Origin of the sequence: Rhodococcus sp. PvR044 (assembly GCF_040548995.1) — a bacterium.
Classification (GTDB): domain Bacteria; phylum Actinomycetota; class Actinomycetes; order Mycobacteriales; family Mycobacteriaceae; genus Rhodococcus_G; species Rhodococcus_G oryzae.
In genome coordinates this window covers 92,344-106,469 of sequence record NZ_JBEPSX010000010.1, presented here as the reverse complement: position 1 = coordinate 106,469, position 14,126 = coordinate 92,344, and the positions used below count along the sequence as shown (strand labels likewise).

Genomic DNA, 14,126 nt, shown 5'->3' with positions numbered 1-14,126 from the left:
ACGCCTACAGGAAGTACGTCCGGTATCTGATGCTGCCGATCGCGCGGCCGACCAGGTGTGCGGAGCTCTGCACCCAGTGTCCGCGCGAGGTCCCCGATACCCGCTGCGGCAGAAGGGGGTTGGTCAGTGTGAGTCGCAGTATCTCGAGGGCGACGGCGAATCGCGGTCGGCGTGGAATTCCGCGGTCGACGTAGGCGGCGTAGACCTTTGCGTCTGCCTCGCCGTACTTGACCATCTGACGCCACACATCCCCGAACGTGCTGCGCAGACGAACCGAGACAAGGGCGGCAGGCGCGTGGGCGAGGCTCAGGCCGGCGAGGTGGATGCGCAGCGCCAGGTCGTTGTCCTCGCCGCCGCGGGCGTAGTTCTCGTCGAACCCTTCGAGCGCATCCGAGGTGGTACGCCACATTCCAAAGGAGCCCGAGAATATCGACGGCTTCCAGCCGAACAACATGGGTCGTTCACTCGGGTCGGGCATCGGCAGCCACCGCTGAACCTCTGCCGAGTTGAGGGTGTGCGTTTCCACCGTTCCCGCGACCGCGTCGCTCCCAGGGGCAGCCTCCACGAGGGCGGACAGCCAACCCTGGTGGGCTTGATCGTCCGCATCGCAGAACGCGAGGAAGTCGCCTTTGGCCCGGGCGATGCCCATGTTGCGGGCATGTGCGGCGCCCGGGACGGTAGAGCTGTCGATGACTGTCAGGCTGAGAGCGTGCTCGAGCGGATGGTCGGCGAGGTGCTCCTGCAGTCCGTCCGTGGAGCAGTTGTCGCTGACGATCACCTCGAATTCGCCCAGGTAGTTCTGGGCCGCGAGCGCCGACAACTGAGTGTCGATCAGGTGTCGGGCGTTGTACGCCGGGATGATCACGGAGACGAAACTCGGTACTCGGGCCGGTGCGGTCACGGCCTGATGATAGCCACGGTCGCAGTGCGCGGAGTCGGACTCAGATGTAGAAGACCCGGTGCTTGATGCCGGCCCGAATCTTCCCCACCAGGAAACCGGTTTGGGCTACCCACATACCCCGCGGGATCCGCGCGATAAAGCGGGGTACGAGCGGGTTGAGGAGGATGACCCCGATCGAGGACAACGCAAGGTTTCGGGCGCTGTGACGGGGATGCCCGTGCTCCCGAAACGCAAGATAGAGCTTGACGGAGTTCTCTCCGTATCCGCGTAGCTGCCGCCACGTGTCCCGGTAGGTGGTCCGGAAGCGGTATGCCACCAGGGCGTCGGGGGCGTGGCCCAGGGTGAAACCGTTGAGCTGAAGGGTCCACGACAGCGCCGTGTCTTCACCGCCTCGGGTGAAGGTCTCGTCGAAGCCGCCGACCTTCTCGATGACAGGGCGCCAGATCCCGAAGGTACAGCCGATCGCGTAGGGCAGGTAGCCGGATTCCTCGAATCGCTCGTCGGGTGCAGGCATCGGTCGCCACGAGGCGACCGCTGCCGTGTTGATCGATGCCGTTTCCACGGCACCGCCGACCGCGTCGAATTCCCGCGCCGCGACGGCGAGCGCGGTCAGCCAACCCGGATGGACGCGGTCGTCCTGATCGGTGAAGGCGAGGAAGTCGCCGTGGGCGGCGGCGATGCCGACATTGCGCGCATGCGGCGTGCCCTGCCGATCGGAGCTGTCGATCCACCGCATCCGCAGCCGATCGGTCAGCGGATGACGTGACAGGTGCTCCCGCAGGCCATCGGTGGATCCGTTGTCGCTGACGACGACCTCGAAGTCACCCGCGTAATCCTGAGCGGCCAACGCGTCGAGCTGTTCATCGATCAGTGGAAGGCCGTTGTATGCGGGGATGATGACGGATACCAGTCTGGGCAGCACGGGCGGAGTCTATGGCACGCAACACAAGTGGGCTCGGCTGTTTCGTGGACCTGGGTTTCGCCCGAAAGCCCTCAAAATGTGATGCGCACCACTCTATTTATCGGACATATGTCCGGTTCGTGTCGTCGAACTATGGTGACGGTCGATTCGCGAGCGAAAGTGGGAGCTACAGGTGCGTGTACGGACGCTGGCGGCAACCTTGTTGACCGCAGTTCTGCTTGGTGTTGCTCCTGCCGCCGCGACTCCCGCGCCGCGGGTGCCCGCGACCGCGAGCGTTGAGGGCATCGACAAACACTCCGACAGGCAGTGGGACGTCAACGTCTACTCGCCCTCGATGGGGCGGGCGATCCCGTTGCAGGTGATCAGGCCCGCGGACACCAGCGAGCCCCGGCCAACCCTGTACCTGCTCAACGGCGCCGGGGGAGGCGAGGACGGGGCCGACTGGGAGAACCAGACCGACATCCTCGAGCTTTTCGCCGACAAGAACGTCAACGTCGTGATCCCCGCCGCGGGCATCTTCAGCTACTACACCGATTGGCAGCAGGTCGACCCCAAGCTCGGGGTCGCCCACATGTGGCAGACGTTCCTCACCAAGGAACTGCCGCCGGTTATCGACGAGGCGCTGGGTACGAACAAGGTGAACTCGATCGGTGGTCTGTCGATGTCGGCGGGTTCGGTCCTCGACCTGGCGATCCAGGCGCCCGGCCTCTATCGCGGTGTCGCCTCGTACAGCGGCTGCGCGCGGACGAGCGATCCGGTCGGCCAGGCGTACATCCGCACAGTTGTCGAGGTGATGGGTGGTGCCAAGGCCACGAACATGTGGGGCCCATACGACGGGCCTGCCTGGCGCGAGCACGACCCGTACCTCAACGCCGAGAAGCTCCGGGGCCTGGCCATCTACATCTCGACCGGTAACGGGCTGCCTGGTGCACACGAGGATCCGAACGCGCTGCGAAACCCCAAGTCGCCGCCGCTGGCCGATCAGGTCGCGATCGGCGGTGCGATCGAGGCCGCCACCAACGTCTGCACCCGTCAGCTTGCCGACCGGTTGCGCGAGCTGAACATCCCAGCCACGGTCGATCTCCGGCCGAACGGGACCCACTCGTGGGGATACTGGCAGGACGACCTACGCAAGTCGCTGCCACTGCTGTCCGCTTCGCTCGGGATCTGAGGCGCGGGCTCGTCACCCGCCGGCGACTGCATGCGGGTCGTTCGAAAGAGACCGCGGGGACTTATAACGCCAGCGTGATCCATAAAACAGCACAGTTGTCGGTTCGTAACCGAAGGTTCTCACAACGGCAACCCAATCTCCCCGCCCGCTGGGTTAGGTTTCCCCCTATCGCTCGGTAGCGCGAATGCGTTACACGTAGACGTCGACCAATTTCGGGAGGCGTCCGATATGAATCGGGAAGAGGTGGGCGATGAGCGGGCTGCCCAGTGGAGTCGACGGGATCATCCGCGCGATTTTCGCCTATGAGTTCGAGGGCCGTGACGTGGTCGACGAGGTGGTGATCGGTGCCATCAGGTCGGGCGAGTTCGGGGAGTACCTCGACACGGTCGGGTCCTCGGGAATGTTCACCCCCTCGGTGGTCGACACCATCGGGACCGCCTGGTCAAAAAACCCAGAGTTGCTCGTCGAGGCATTGCTCGACGGGGTGAGGGTCGGATAGCGGCATCGCATGCCACATGAGTCACATTCGTCACGCCGGTCACTCTGTTATCAGATCGTTGGCGAGCCGAAGGTTCTGGGCACGGAATCGGCGATAGCGTGAGTTATCGCCACAGCACCACACAGTGTTACAGCGAAGATGCCGTCAGTATTGACGAAGGGACCGACACGATGAGAGACCTGGGATCCCACACAAAAGACCTCGTCAGCGCCGTGCTGTCGTACGAGTTCGACGGCGGCGAGATCGACGCCTGGGCGATCGATCTGGTGCGCGGGGGAGAGTTCGCGCAGTGGCGCGACGCCCTGACCGATTCGGGTTTGTTCACCGACAATGCGGTTGAGGTGATCGGGTCGGCCTGGCGGCGGGATCCGGAGCTCCTCGTCGACGCCCTGCTCGACGGGGCGGACGAGGTCTCGCGCCGCAGGCTCAAGACGATGCGCCGTCCCTCGCTCCTGCCGGTCCACATCCCGGCCGACCGGATCGTCGGATTCGGCTGACCAACGGCTGACCGGTGGCCGGGCCTTCGGGTCCGGCCACCACTCATATCCGCACGTCGACGACCATCGCGTCGTCGTCGGTCAGGGTCCGGTACGGGATGCCCGCCAGCCGGTAGCGCTCCGCGACCTCCTCGAGAAGGGCTGTCTCCTCGCTCCCGTAACCAGGCGAGCGAAAGTGCGGCACGATCGCCTGATCGATCAGGCCGAGTCCCTCCCAGATCACCGGCGTCCCGCAGGCCGGCCCGACCTCCGCCGGATCGTCGAGCAGCTCGAGCCCCCGCAGCGACGGCGACATCACGCAGGCCCCCGCGCTGTACCCGGCGTAGACCAGCGCGTCGGCACGCAGCAGCTCCGGCAGCACCACGTCGGCGCCGCTCCGCGCGAACTGGGCGCGCAGGACGAAGGTGTTGCCGCCGCGCACCCACACCATCGACTGCTTCGTCAGCTCCGCGCGCAGGGATTCCGGGTCGCCGATGAACTCGCGCAGGTCCAACTCTCGTGCGTCGAAGCCCATCCGTCGCAGCGGCGTCACGTCGCTGACCACCGCCGAGTCGCGTCCCACCTCCCACGCGTCCGCGGCGTTCGCGATCACCGCGACGGGGCCGGGTTCGCCGAGCAGTCTCAGCAGTCGATCGGGGTCGGCCCCGAACCTGTACGAGGACAGGAACAATCGCATCAGATGGTGAAGGCGAGGTTGGCCGCGATCTGGCGGCCGAGGGCCTCGTCGCCGAGCACCTCGATCTCCCCGGCGTGATCCGCGGCGGACGCCCGCCCGCCGCAGAGCCGGGTGAACAGCCGCGAATCGAGCCGCAGCGTCGTGGTCGCGGGCGCGTCAAGGGCGGGGACGACGGCGGCCCGGCCGTGGACGGCGACGTGGATGTCGCGGGCGAGCGGGCCGGTCAGCGCGAATGTCACTGTGGAGCCGTCCGGTGCGCCGCCCTTCTTGCCGACCGCGAAGCCGAGGCCCCCGACCAGTTCCGCGAACGAGTACTCGGCCCGCGGGCCGCCCTCCTCGCCGGGCAGGCCGACGGCGTCCCGGATGTCGTGCTCGTGGAACCAGCAGTCGAACAGCCGGGTGCGCATGAACCGGCCGTAGCTGTCGGGACCGACCGGCGTCATCGACGGGGCGTCGAAGTCGTCCTGCGTCATCGCGGACAGCGACGCGCGGCGCCTGCGGATGATGTCGCGGAACCGGGACAGCACCTCGGCATGGCTGTGCGAGCGCAGGCCTGCCACCCAGCGCTCGTTGAAGGCGCCGATCGCGTTGACCACGTGGGGGGAGTCGGGCACCTCGTCCGCGGTGAGCGGCGGCTCGACGTCGCTGAGCATCGACTCGATGCCGATCAGGTGGGCGACGACATCGTGCACCGTCCAGCCCGGCAGCGGGGTCGGGCTGGACCACTGCTCGTCGGTGAGCCCGGCCAGCAGGCCGTCGAGGATGTCCCACTCCTCGAACAGGGCGGCGGTCAACGGCTCACGGTCGATCAGCGTCGGCTGCTTCGCATCGCTCACCGGCGCCACTCTAGGTGCTGGGCAGGCGGGTCGCGGGGATATGCGGCTCGGCGTCGCCCGCGCACCGCGGGCAGCCGCCCTCGGTCCCGTCGGGCCGGAACGCCCCGCACCCGGGGCACACCCGGTCGAGCCAGCAGGCCGGGTCGCCGCCGATGTCGTCGGAGCTCACGAGTCCGACTCCCGCAGGAACTCGGCGAGCACCTCGGCGTGGCTGTGCTCGAGGTCCCTGGTCGCGGTGAGCAGGACCAGCGGGCGACCGTGCGCGAGCTTCTGGACGCGGGCGATGGCCTCCTGGCCGAAATCGGACTCGAGCTCCGCGCGGTAGCGCGCCCGGAACTCCCGGAAGTGCGCCTCCTCGTGGCTGTACCACCGTCGCAGTTCGGTCGACGGCGCGAGGTCCTTCGCCCAGTCGTCGTAGTGGAATGCGTCCTTGCGGATGCCCCGCGGCCAGAGCCGGTCGACGAAGATCCGGGCACCCGGCTCGGGTTCGGGGTGGTCGTAGACGCGCTCGATCGTGACGGTCGGCTTGGTCTGCCTGCTCATCGGCACCTCCGATGCGGTCGGAAATCCCAGACTACGCGTGTGACCGGTGCCACATATCGATGTCCGAGTTGGGCGATTGGTCCTGTTCGGATTCGATTCAGTTTCCACCCGCTGGGATGAGAATCCCCTATCGTGGCGCCACTCTGGCTAGTGTTGTGAACTTCGTGCCAGCTGGGTCATCATCCGCAAGTCGCACGGGTGCCGCCGTCCGCCGCGGTTCCAAAACCACCTACCGCAGGAAGTAATCAGACAGTTGGATACATCGCAGAGCTCTAAGCAGCCGCGCCCAACGGTCGGCGTCGTTCGGGAAACGAACGACGGCGAACGCCGGGTCGCGTTGGTACCCAAGGTCGTCGCAACGCTTCGCGGCAAGGGTCTCGACGTCATCGTCGAGTCCGGTGCGGGGCTCGGCGCCCTGATGCCCGACGAGTTGTACGAGGAAGCGGGTGCGACCATCGGCGACGCGTGGTCCGCGGACGTCGTCCTCAAGGTCGCGGCCCCGAACGCCAAGGAGACCGCCCGGCTGCGCGCCGGCCAGAAGCTGATCGGCTTCCTCGCCCCGCGCACCAACGAGACCGGCATCGCCGCGCTCGCGGACGCCGGGGTCGAGGCGTATGCCGTCGAGGCGATCCCGCGCATCTCCCGCGCCCAGGTGATGGACGCGCTGTCCTCGCAGGCCAACGTCGCCGGCTACAAGTCCGTCGTGCTGGCCGCGTCGGAGTCCACCCGGTACTTCCCGATGCTCACCACCGCGGCGGGCACCGTCAAGCCGGCCACCGTGCTGGTGCTCGGCGTCGGCGTTGCCGGCCTGCAGGCGCTGGCCACGGCCAAGCGTCTCGGCGGCCGCGTCACCGGCTACGACGTGCGACCCGAGGTGGCGGACCAGGTCCGTTCCGTCGGCGCGCAGTGGCTGGACCTGGGCATCGACGCGGCAGGCGAGGGTGGCTACGCCCGCGAGCTGACCGAGGACGAGCGGGCCCAGCAGCAGCAGGCGCTCGAGGACGCGATCAAGGGCTTCGACGTGGTCATCACGACCGCGCTTGTACCCGGCCGTCCGGCCCCGCGCCTGGTCACCGCCGCCGCCGTCGAGGGCATGAAGCCCGGCAGCGTCATCGTCGACCTGGCCGGCGAGACCGGCGGCAACTGCGAGATCACCGAACCCGGTCAGACCGTCGTCAAGCACGGCGTGACCATCTGCTCCCCGCTGAACCTGCCGGCCACCATGCCGGAGCACTCGAGCGAGCTGTACTCGAAGAACCTGTACGCCCTCATCGAGCTGATGCTCGACGAGAGCGGCGCGCTCGCGCCGGACTTCGACGACGAGGTGCTCGCCGCCGCGTGCGTCACCCGCAAGGAGGCAAAACCCTGATGTACAACGAACTTCTTGCCAACATCGCGATCCTGGTCCTGGCCGGGTTCGTGGGCTTCGCGGTCATCTCCAAGGTGCCCAACACGCTGCACACGCCGCTGATGTCGGGCACCAACGCCATCCACGGCATCGTCGTGCTCGGCGCGCTTGTCGTGCTCGGGCACCTGCCCGGCGATGCGCCGTGGAGCATCAAGATCATCCTGTTCGTCGCGCTGGTGTTCGGCACCCTGAACGTCGTCGGCGGCTTCGTCGTCACCGACCGCATGCTCGCGATGTTCAAGCCCAAGAAGGACGCCGCAGTGTCCGACAAGAATGCGGCGGCCGAGAAGAAGGGGGCTGACGCCTGATGGGCTACCTCGTCACGATCCTCTACATCGTCGCGTTCTCGATGTTCATCTACGGTCTGTCCGGCCTCACCGGCCCGAAGACCGCGGTACGCGGCAACTACATCGCCGCGGTGGGCATGCTGATCGCGGTGGTCGCCGTCCTGATCGACATCCGCGACACGGACAACTGGGCCCTCATCGCGGGTGGCCTGCTGGTCGGCGTCGTCCTCGGCGTGCCGCCTGCGCTGCGCACCAAGATGACGGCGATGCCGCAGCTGGTCGCGCTGTTCAACGGCGTCGGCGGTGGCACCGTCGCGCTCATCGCGTGGGCCGAGTTCCTCAACTCCGACGGCTTCACCGCTGTCGAGGCGGTGCCCTCGGCACCGTTCATCGTCGGATCGCTGTTCGCCGCGATCATCGGTTCGGTCTCGTTCTGGGGCTCGCTGGTGGCGTTCGCGAAGCTGCAGGAACTGCTGAACAAGAACGTGGAGAAGGTGTTCGTCTCGAACGCGAAGGCGTTCCAGGTTGCGAACATGATCCTCGCGTTGGTCTCGATCGGGCTGGCCGTGTTCATCGGCATCAATGCCGACGGTGACCCACAGTCCTCGCTGCTGATCGTCGGGCTGCTCGTCGCGGCCGGTGTCATGGGCCTGTTCGTGGTGCTGCCGATCGGCGGCGCCGATATGCCCGTGGTGATCTCGCTGCTCAACGCGTTGACCGGTCTGTCGGCGGCGGCGGCGGGTCTGGCCTTGAACAACCAGGCGATGATCGTCGCAGGCATGATCGTCGGCGCGTCGGGCACCATCTTGACGAACCTGATGGCGAAGGCGATGAACCGGTCGATCCCGGCGATCATCTTCGGCTCGTTCGGTGGCGACGCCGCCGCGGCGGGCGGCGCCAGTGCGACCGGCGGCACCGTCAAGGCGACCTCCGCCTCGGATGCGGCGATCCAGATGGCGTACGCCAACCAGGTCATCGTCGTCCCCGGTTACGGTCTGGCGGTGGCGCAGGCGCAGCACGCGGTCAAGGAGATGGCGGCGCTGCTGGAGGCCAGGGGCGTCGAGGTCAAGTACGCGATCCACCCGGTCGCGGGCCGCATGCCCGGTCACATGAATGTGCTGCTCGCCGAGGCGGACGTCGAGTACGACGCCATGAAGGAAATGGACGACATCAACGGTGAGTTCTCGCGCACCGACGTCGCCATCGTCATCGGCGCCAACGACGTCACCAACCCCGCCGCGCGCAACGATCCCAGCAGCCCGATCCACGGGATGCCGATCCTCAACGTCGACGAGGCCCGGTCCGTCATCGTGCTCAAGCGGTCGATGTCCTCGGGCTACGCCGGCATCGACAACCCGCTGTTCTTCGCGGACACCACCTCGATGCTGTTCGGCGACGCCAAGAAGATGGTCGCCGCGGTCACCGAGGAGCTCAAGGCCCTCTAGCCCGACGCGTTCGCTGACGAAGGCGCCCTTCCCCGAGTCGATCGGGGGAGGGCGCCTTCGGTGTTCGCGGTGTCTAGAAGATGATGCTGCCGGTCGGGATGAGGGCGGTGGTGATCATCGCGATCACCATGGCGAGGGGGTCGACGTCGTTGCTGCCCATGCGTTGTGGCTCCTTGACTCGGTGAGATGGCGGTGCGCGGCCCGAACCTACAAGGAGCCCGGCGGCGGGGTGATCGAATCGCCCGAATCGCCGGGTGCTCAGACCGACTCGTTGAGCTCGCTCAGCACCCGGGGACGGCCGACGAGTCCCGCGTACCGCGACGCCAGCAGCACGAACACCAGCGGCACCAGCATGGTCGCGGTCAGTGGCATCAGCTTGGTCAGCCAGCCGAGCAGCGCGGGACCCGCGAGCAGCCCGACGTAGCCCATGCCAACCACGCGCGACATGTTCACCCCCGCCGATCCGACGCTCAGGTTGCCCGCCGCGGTGAAGATCTGCGGGATGCAGCCGGACAGCCCGAGCCCGAACAGTGCCCAGCCGGCCAGCGTCAGCCACACCCAGCCGGACACGATCACCATCCCGATGCCCGCGGCCGCGATCAGCGTGCCGTAGCGCACCACCGCGACCGGTCCGAGCGCGGCGCTGACCCGGTCGGCACCGAACCGGCCGACCGTCATCATCAGCGCGAACGCGCCGAAGGCCAGCGCGGCGGTCGCGTCGGATGTCCCGAGGTGCTCCTTGACCTGCAGCGTGCTCCAGTCGTTCGCGGCCCCCTCGGAAAGGAACAGCGCGAAGGCGAGCGCTCCCAGGGCCAGCACCTTGCGTGAGGCCCCGGCGCCTCGCCTGCCGGTGACCCGGTCGGGGGCCGTGTGTTCGGCGGGGGCGACGTGCGGCAGCAGGAAGGGGGCGCACCCGGCGACCGTCACGAACCCGATCGCGGCCGCGACGGCCAGCGAGGTCAGCGGCGGCCACCCGGCAGCAAGGGCGGCGGCGCCGAGCAGCGACCCGACGACCCCACCGATCGAGAAGAACGCGTGGAAGGCCGACATGATCGGCCGCCGGTAGAGCCGCTCGACGTGCACGGCCTGCGAGTTCATCGACACGTCCAGCGCGCCGTTGCCGAACCCGAACACGGTCAGCGCCACGCCGAGCCAGACCGCGTCGGTCGCCGGCCCCGGCCCGATCACCCCGAACGAGATGAACACCCCGGCGAGGATCACCATCAGTCGGCTGCCGTAGCGGTCCGCGAGCGGGCCCGCCACCTGCATGCCGATCAGGGCGCCGCCCGCCAGCAGCAGGAGCAGCCAGCCGAGGGTGGCGTGGCTGATGCCGGTGCGCTCCGAGATGGAAGGGATGTGCACCACCCAGGCGGCCAGCAGGAATCCGTTGACGGCGAAGATGCCGAAGATCGCGGCGCGGGCCCGTCGGAGCCGGACGGGATCCGCGAGGGTCGGGCTTTTCGGGCGCACCCACTCTTTCTACCCCGGCCAGCCGCCCGCCCGGCCGGCCCTGTCAGAGCAGGGTGAGTGGATCGGTCAGTGTCGCGGCGATGTCGGCGAGGAAGCGCGAGCCCTGCTCACCGTCGACCAGGCGGTGATCGAAGGACAGCCCCAGGGTGGTGACCGAGCGGACGGCGAGTTCGCCGTCGACCACCCACGGCCGCGGCGCGATCGCGCCGAGGCACAGGATGGCCGCCTCGCCCGGGCTCAGGATCGGGGTTCCGGTGTCCACGCCGAACACCCCGACGTTGGTGATCGTGATGGTGCCGCCGGACAGGTCGGCGGGGGTGCAGCGGCCGGCGCGGGCGGTCTCGACGAGCTGGTGGATCGCCCGGGTGAGCTCGAGCAGGCTCATCAGGTGCGCGTCCTTGACCGACGGCACCAGCAGTCCGCGCGAGGTGGCGGTCGCTATCCCGAGATTGACGTAGTGCTTGGTGACGATCTCCTGGTGCTCCTCGTCCCAGCTCGAGTTGAGAGAGGGGTGCTCGCGCAGCGCCACCAGCAGGACCTTGGCCACCAGGGTCAGCGGGGTCGGCTCGAGGCCGGCGAAGGCGGGACTCGCGCGCAGGCGATCGACCAGGTCCATCGTCGCGCTCACGTCGACCGTGACGAACTCGGTGACGTGCGGGGCGGTGAACGCGCTCCGGGTCACCGCGTCCGCGGTCCGCCGCCGCACACCACGGATCGGGGTGCGGGTCTCGCGATGTGCGGGTGCTTCCTCGGGCGGAGCCGTTTCTCGTGGAACATCGTGTGCGCGAACGTCCTCGGGTGTGATCGCCCCGCCGAACCCGGTGCCCTGCACGTCGCTCAGGTCGATGCCGAGCTCGTGGGCCAGCCTGCGCGCGGAGGGCTTCGCGTCGGGCCGCGCGCGTTCGAGGTCCGGGGACCCGGGGGCGGGTATGGCCCTTCGCCTTCGCCTCCGGCTCGCGGGCGCGGCGGTCGGTCCGTACCCCACCAGCGTGGCCGGATGGTCCGGTGCTTCCGCGGCGCGCGGCGCCGCTCCGCCGGGGGAGTCGTCCGCGCCGGGTTCGCCGATCCGGATCAGCGGCGCCCCGACCTCGACGATGGTGCCGGGTTCGGCGAGCAGGGCCAACACCGTCCCGGCGAAGGGGGAGGGCAACTCCACCAACGCCTTTGCCGTCTCCACCTCCGCGATCACCTGATCGAGTTCGACGGTGTCACCCACCGCGACCGACCAGCGGACCAGTTCCGCGTCCGTCAGGCCCTCGCCGAGGTCGGGCAGCCGGAACTCGTTCGCTGGGTGCACGGCGGATGTCCCTTCATGCGGCGAGCGTCTGGTCGACCGCGTCGAGGATGCGGTCTGGGTCGGGGAGGTAGTACCGCTCCAATCTGGCGGGCGGGTAGGGCGTCGCGAAACCGCCGACCCGGGCGACCGGCGCCTCGAGCTGGTAGAAGCACCGCTCCGTGATCCGGGCGGCGATCTCCGACCCGAGCCCGAGGAACACCGGGGCTTCGTGCGCGACGACCAGCCGCCCGGTCTTGCGGACGGAGGCCTCGACGGTGTCGAAGTCGATCGGGGATAGCGAGCGCAGATCGATCACCTCGATCGAATGCCGCTCCTGCCGGGCGATCTCGGCCGCCGACAGCGCGGTGGCCACCATCGCCCCGTACGCGACAAGGGTGACGTCGGTGCCGGGGGCCGCGACTCGGGCCTGGTGCAGCTCGAGCGCGGCGGGTGCGTCGAGGTCCACCTCGCCCTTGTCCCAGTACCGGCGCTTGGGTTCGAAGAACACCACCGGATCGTCCGAGGCGATGGCCTGCATGATCATGTGGAAGGCGTCGTCCGGGGTGGACGGGGTGACAACGCGGAGGCCGGGTGTGTGCGCGAAATGCGCCTCCGGGGACTCCGAATGATGCTCCACCGCACCGATTCCGCCGCCGAACGGCACCCGGATCGTCAGCGGCGCCCGCACCCGGCCCCCGGTGCGGAAGTGGATCCTGGCGACCTGGGACACGATCTGGTCGAAGGCCGGGTAGACGAACCCGTCGAACTGGATCTCGCACACCGGCCGGTAGCCGCGCAGCGCCATCCCGAACGCGGTCCCGATGATGCCGGATTCGGCGAGCGGGGTGTCGATCACGCGGGCGGCGCCGAAGTCCTTCTGCAGCGTGTCGGTGACCCGGAAGACGCCGCCGAGCTTGCCGATGTCCTCGCCCATCAGCAGCACCTTCGGGTCGCGTTCGAGGGCCCTGCGCAGCCCGGCGTTCAGCGCGGCGCCCAGCGCCATCGTGGTCACGGCTGCGCCTCCTCGAGGGTGTCCAGGTACGCCGAGAACTGTTCGCGTTCCTCGTCGATCAGCGGATGCGGGTCGGAGTACACGTGATCGAAGACCGTCAGCGGGGCCGGGTCGGGCAGGGCGAGGGCGCCCGCCCGCAGGGCCTCGGCCGCCGCGGCGGCCTTGGTATCGACCCCGCGGGTGAACTCCTCGTCCATCGCGCCCTCGCGCAGCAGCAGCCGGCGGAGCCGGTCGATGGGGTCGCGGGCGCGCCAGTGCTCGATCTCCGCGCCGGTCCGGTAGCGGGTCGGGTCGTCGGAGGTGGTGTGTGGGCCCATCCGGTAGGTGATGGCCTCGATGAAGGTCGGTCCGCCTCCCTCACGCGCGCGCCGCACGGCGGTGCGCGTCACCGCGAGGACGGCGAGGACGTCGTTGCCGTCCACCGCGATCCCCGGGATCCCGAACCCGCGGGGCCGGGCCACGAGCGGGAACGGGCTCTGCAGTTGAACGGGTTCGCTGATCGCCCAGTGATTGTTCTGGCAGAAGAAGACCACACCCGCGCCCCAGCTCGCGGCGAACCCCAGCGCCTCCGACAGGTCGCCCTGGCTGGTGGCGCCGTCGCCGAAGTACGCCATGACCGCGATCTCGGCGCCGTCCATATGGGCGGCCATCGCGTAGCCGGTGGCGTGCAGACCCTGTGAGCCGACGACGATGGCCGGGTTCGTCAGGTTGTACTCGGCGGGATCCCAGTTCGACAGCGCCACGCCGCGCCACAGCGGGGGCCACTGCGCGGGTGGCACGCCGCGGCAGTACGCGAGGCCGTGCTCGCGGTAGCTGGTGAAGACGTAGTCGTCCGGTGCGAGGGCCCGCGCGGACCCGATCTGGGACGCCTCCTGACCGAGGCTGGGTGCCCAGATCCCCAGCTGTCCCTGGCGCTGCAGGGCGGTGGCCTCCGCGTCCACGCGGCGCAGCACCACCATGTCCTCGTACAGGCCGCCCAGCTCCGCGGGGCCGATGTCGGTGACCTCGCCCGCGTAGCCGGCTCCGTGTACCCGGGCCCCGTCGGGCTGGATGAGTTGGACCGGATAGTCGATTTTCTCGGACACCGGACCCTCCTCGCTGCTGTGCCGGGGCGGTCCTCGTGAGACCTCGGCGGCGCTCGATGTGTCCTTACTTCTCAGCATCCACCTTTGGCGGCGGGGCG

General features: G+C 68.7%; 16 protein-coding genes. 6 read left to right on the top strand and 10 right to left on the bottom strand.

Going from position 1 to position 14,126, the window contains the following annotated elements:
* Positions 1–4: 4 nt before the first annotated feature.
* Together ABIC28_RS21445 and ABIC28_RS21440 are read right to left on the bottom strand one after the other, a co-directional pair.
* Positions 5–901, bottom strand: coding sequence for a glycosyltransferase family 2 protein (locus tag ABIC28_RS21445; protein WP_354580722.1), 897 nt, complete (start codon positions 899–901; stop codon positions 5–7).
* Positions 902–941: 40 nt separating this feature from the next.
* Entirely contained in the window at positions 942–1,823 is an 882-nt protein-coding gene (locus ABIC28_RS21440; protein ID WP_354580720.1) for a glycosyltransferase family 2 protein, read from the bottom strand.
* A gap of 172 nt (positions 1,824–1,995) precedes the next feature.
* Here ABIC28_RS21440 and ABIC28_RS21435 point away from each other — a divergent pair, with 172 nt between their 5' ends.
* The 3 genes from ABIC28_RS21435 to ABIC28_RS21425 all read left to right on the top strand — a co-directional run bounded on the left by ABIC28_RS21435 (position 1,996) and on the right by ABIC28_RS21425 (position 3,990).
* Positions 1,996–2,994, top strand: a complete 999-nt coding sequence (locus ABIC28_RS21435) for an alpha/beta hydrolase (protein ID WP_502945059.1) — start codon at positions 1,996–1,998, stop codon at positions 2,992–2,994.
* 250 nt (positions 2,995–3,244) lie between these two features.
* Positions 3,245–3,493 carry a hypothetical protein gene (locus tag ABIC28_RS21430; RefSeq protein ID WP_354580718.1) on the top strand — a complete coding sequence of 83 codons (249 nt, stop codon included), beginning with the start codon at positions 3,245–3,247 and terminating at the stop codon, positions 3,491–3,493.
* 170 nt (positions 3,494–3,663) lie between these two features.
* A complete protein-coding gene (locus ABIC28_RS21425) occupies positions 3,664–3,990 on the top strand; it encodes a hypothetical protein (RefSeq protein WP_097213754.1) in 327 nt (108 codons plus the stop codon).
* Between the two features lie 43 nt (positions 3,991–4,033).
* Here ABIC28_RS21425 and ABIC28_RS21420 read toward each other — a convergent pair whose 3' ends face one another.
* The 4 genes from ABIC28_RS21420 to ABIC28_RS21405 are packed head-to-tail and all read right to left on the bottom strand — an operon-like array spanning position 4,034 to position 6,045.
* Entirely contained in the window at positions 4,034–4,666 is a 633-nt protein-coding gene (locus ABIC28_RS21420; protein ID WP_354580715.1) for a Type 1 glutamine amidotransferase-like domain-containing protein, read from the bottom strand.
* Positions 4,666–5,502 (bottom strand): maleylpyruvate isomerase family mycothiol-dependent enzyme, encoded by an 837-nt coding sequence (locus ABIC28_RS21415; protein WP_354580713.1) that lies wholly within the window; start codon positions 5,500–5,502, stop codon positions 4,666–4,668. Before ABIC28_RS21415 ends, ABIC28_RS21420 begins: the two co-directional genes overlap by 1 nt.
* Positions 5,503–5,512: 10 nt before the next feature.
* On the bottom strand, positions 5,513–5,671 hold the full coding sequence (locus ABIC28_RS21410; RefSeq protein WP_209927036.1) for a hypothetical protein: 159 nt from the start codon (positions 5,669–5,671) through the stop codon (positions 5,513–5,515).
* Positions 5,668–6,045, bottom strand: a complete 378-nt coding sequence (locus tag ABIC28_RS21405) for a DUF488 domain-containing protein (RefSeq protein ID WP_097213752.1) — start codon at positions 6,043–6,045, stop codon at positions 5,668–5,670. Before ABIC28_RS21405 ends, ABIC28_RS21410 begins: the two co-directional genes overlap by 4 nt.
* Before the next feature lie 253 nt (positions 6,046–6,298).
* Between ABIC28_RS21405 and ABIC28_RS21400 the strand changes: the two genes are divergently transcribed.
* From ABIC28_RS21400 to ABIC28_RS21390, 3 genes are read left to right on the top strand one after another with little or no spacing between them, the layout of a single operon-like run.
* On the top strand, positions 6,299–7,414 hold the full coding sequence (locus ABIC28_RS21400) for a Re/Si-specific NAD(P)(+) transhydrogenase subunit alpha (protein ID WP_097213751.1): 1,116 nt from the start codon (positions 6,299–6,301) through the stop codon (positions 7,412–7,414).
* Entirely contained in the window at positions 7,414–7,761 is a 348-nt protein-coding gene (locus ABIC28_RS21395; protein WP_097213750.1) for an NAD(P) transhydrogenase subunit alpha part 2, read from the top strand. The genes ABIC28_RS21400 and ABIC28_RS21395 overlap by 1 nt, the downstream gene beginning before the upstream one ends.
* On the top strand, positions 7,761–9,185 hold the full coding sequence (locus ABIC28_RS21390) for an NAD(P)(+) transhydrogenase (Re/Si-specific) subunit beta (RefSeq protein ID WP_077042300.1): 1,425 nt from the start codon (positions 7,761–7,763) through the stop codon (positions 9,183–9,185). The genes ABIC28_RS21395 and ABIC28_RS21390 overlap by 1 nt, the downstream gene beginning before the upstream one ends.
* Before the next feature lie 258 nt (positions 9,186–9,443).
* Here the strand turns inward: ABIC28_RS21390 and ABIC28_RS21385 are convergent, their stop codons facing one another.
* Genes ABIC28_RS21385 through pdhA form a run of 4 tightly spaced genes read right to left on the bottom strand, consistent with a single transcriptional unit; the run spans position 9,444 to position 14,028 of the window.
* Entirely contained in the window at positions 9,444–10,655 is a 1,212-nt protein-coding gene (locus tag ABIC28_RS21385; protein ID WP_209927035.1) for an MFS transporter, read from the bottom strand.
* 43 nt (positions 10,656–10,698) lie between these two features.
* On the bottom strand, positions 10,699–11,952 hold the full coding sequence (locus tag ABIC28_RS21380; protein ID WP_209927034.1) for a dihydrolipoamide acetyltransferase family protein: 1,254 nt from the start codon (positions 11,950–11,952) through the stop codon (positions 10,699–10,701).
* 13 nt (positions 11,953–11,965) lie between these two features.
* Positions 11,966–12,934, bottom strand: coding sequence for an alpha-ketoacid dehydrogenase subunit beta (locus ABIC28_RS21375; RefSeq protein ID WP_209929025.1), 969 nt, complete (start codon positions 12,932–12,934; stop codon positions 11,966–11,968).
* Positions 12,935–12,939: 5 nt separating this feature from the next.
* On the bottom strand, positions 12,940–14,028 hold the full coding sequence (gene pdhA / locus ABIC28_RS21370) for a pyruvate dehydrogenase (acetyl-transferring) E1 component subunit alpha (RefSeq protein WP_097213746.1): 1,089 nt from the start codon (positions 14,026–14,028) through the stop codon (positions 12,940–12,942).
* Positions 14,029–14,126 lie beyond the last annotated feature (98 nt).

Excerpts from the sequence above, each read along its gene's own strand:
- ABIC28_RS21405 (WP_097213752.1), bottom strand. The coding sequence starts at position 6,045 with ATGAGCAGGCAGACCAAGCCGACCGTCACGATCGAGCGCGTCTACGAC.
- ABIC28_RS21395 (WP_097213750.1), top strand. The coding sequence starts at position 7,414 with ATGTACAACGAACTTCTTGCCAACATCGCGATCCTGGTCCTGGCCGGG.
- ABIC28_RS21430 (WP_354580718.1), top strand. The coding sequence starts at position 3,245 with ATGAGCGGGCTGCCCAGTGGAGTCGACGGGATCATCCGCGCGATTTTC.
- ABIC28_RS21390 (WP_077042300.1), top strand. The coding sequence starts at position 7,761 with ATGGGCTACCTCGTCACGATCCTCTACATCGTCGCGTTCTCGATGTTC.
- ABIC28_RS21375 (WP_209929025.1), bottom strand. The coding sequence starts at position 12,934 with ATGGCGCTGGGCGCCGCGCTGAACGCCGGGCTGCGCAGGGCCCTCGAA.
- ABIC28_RS21420 (WP_354580715.1), bottom strand. The coding sequence starts at position 4,666 with ATGCGATTGTTCCTGTCCTCGTACAGGTTCGGGGCCGACCCCGATCGA.
- ABIC28_RS21425 (WP_097213754.1), top strand. The coding sequence starts at position 3,664 with ATGAGAGACCTGGGATCCCACACAAAAGACCTCGTCAGCGCCGTGCTG.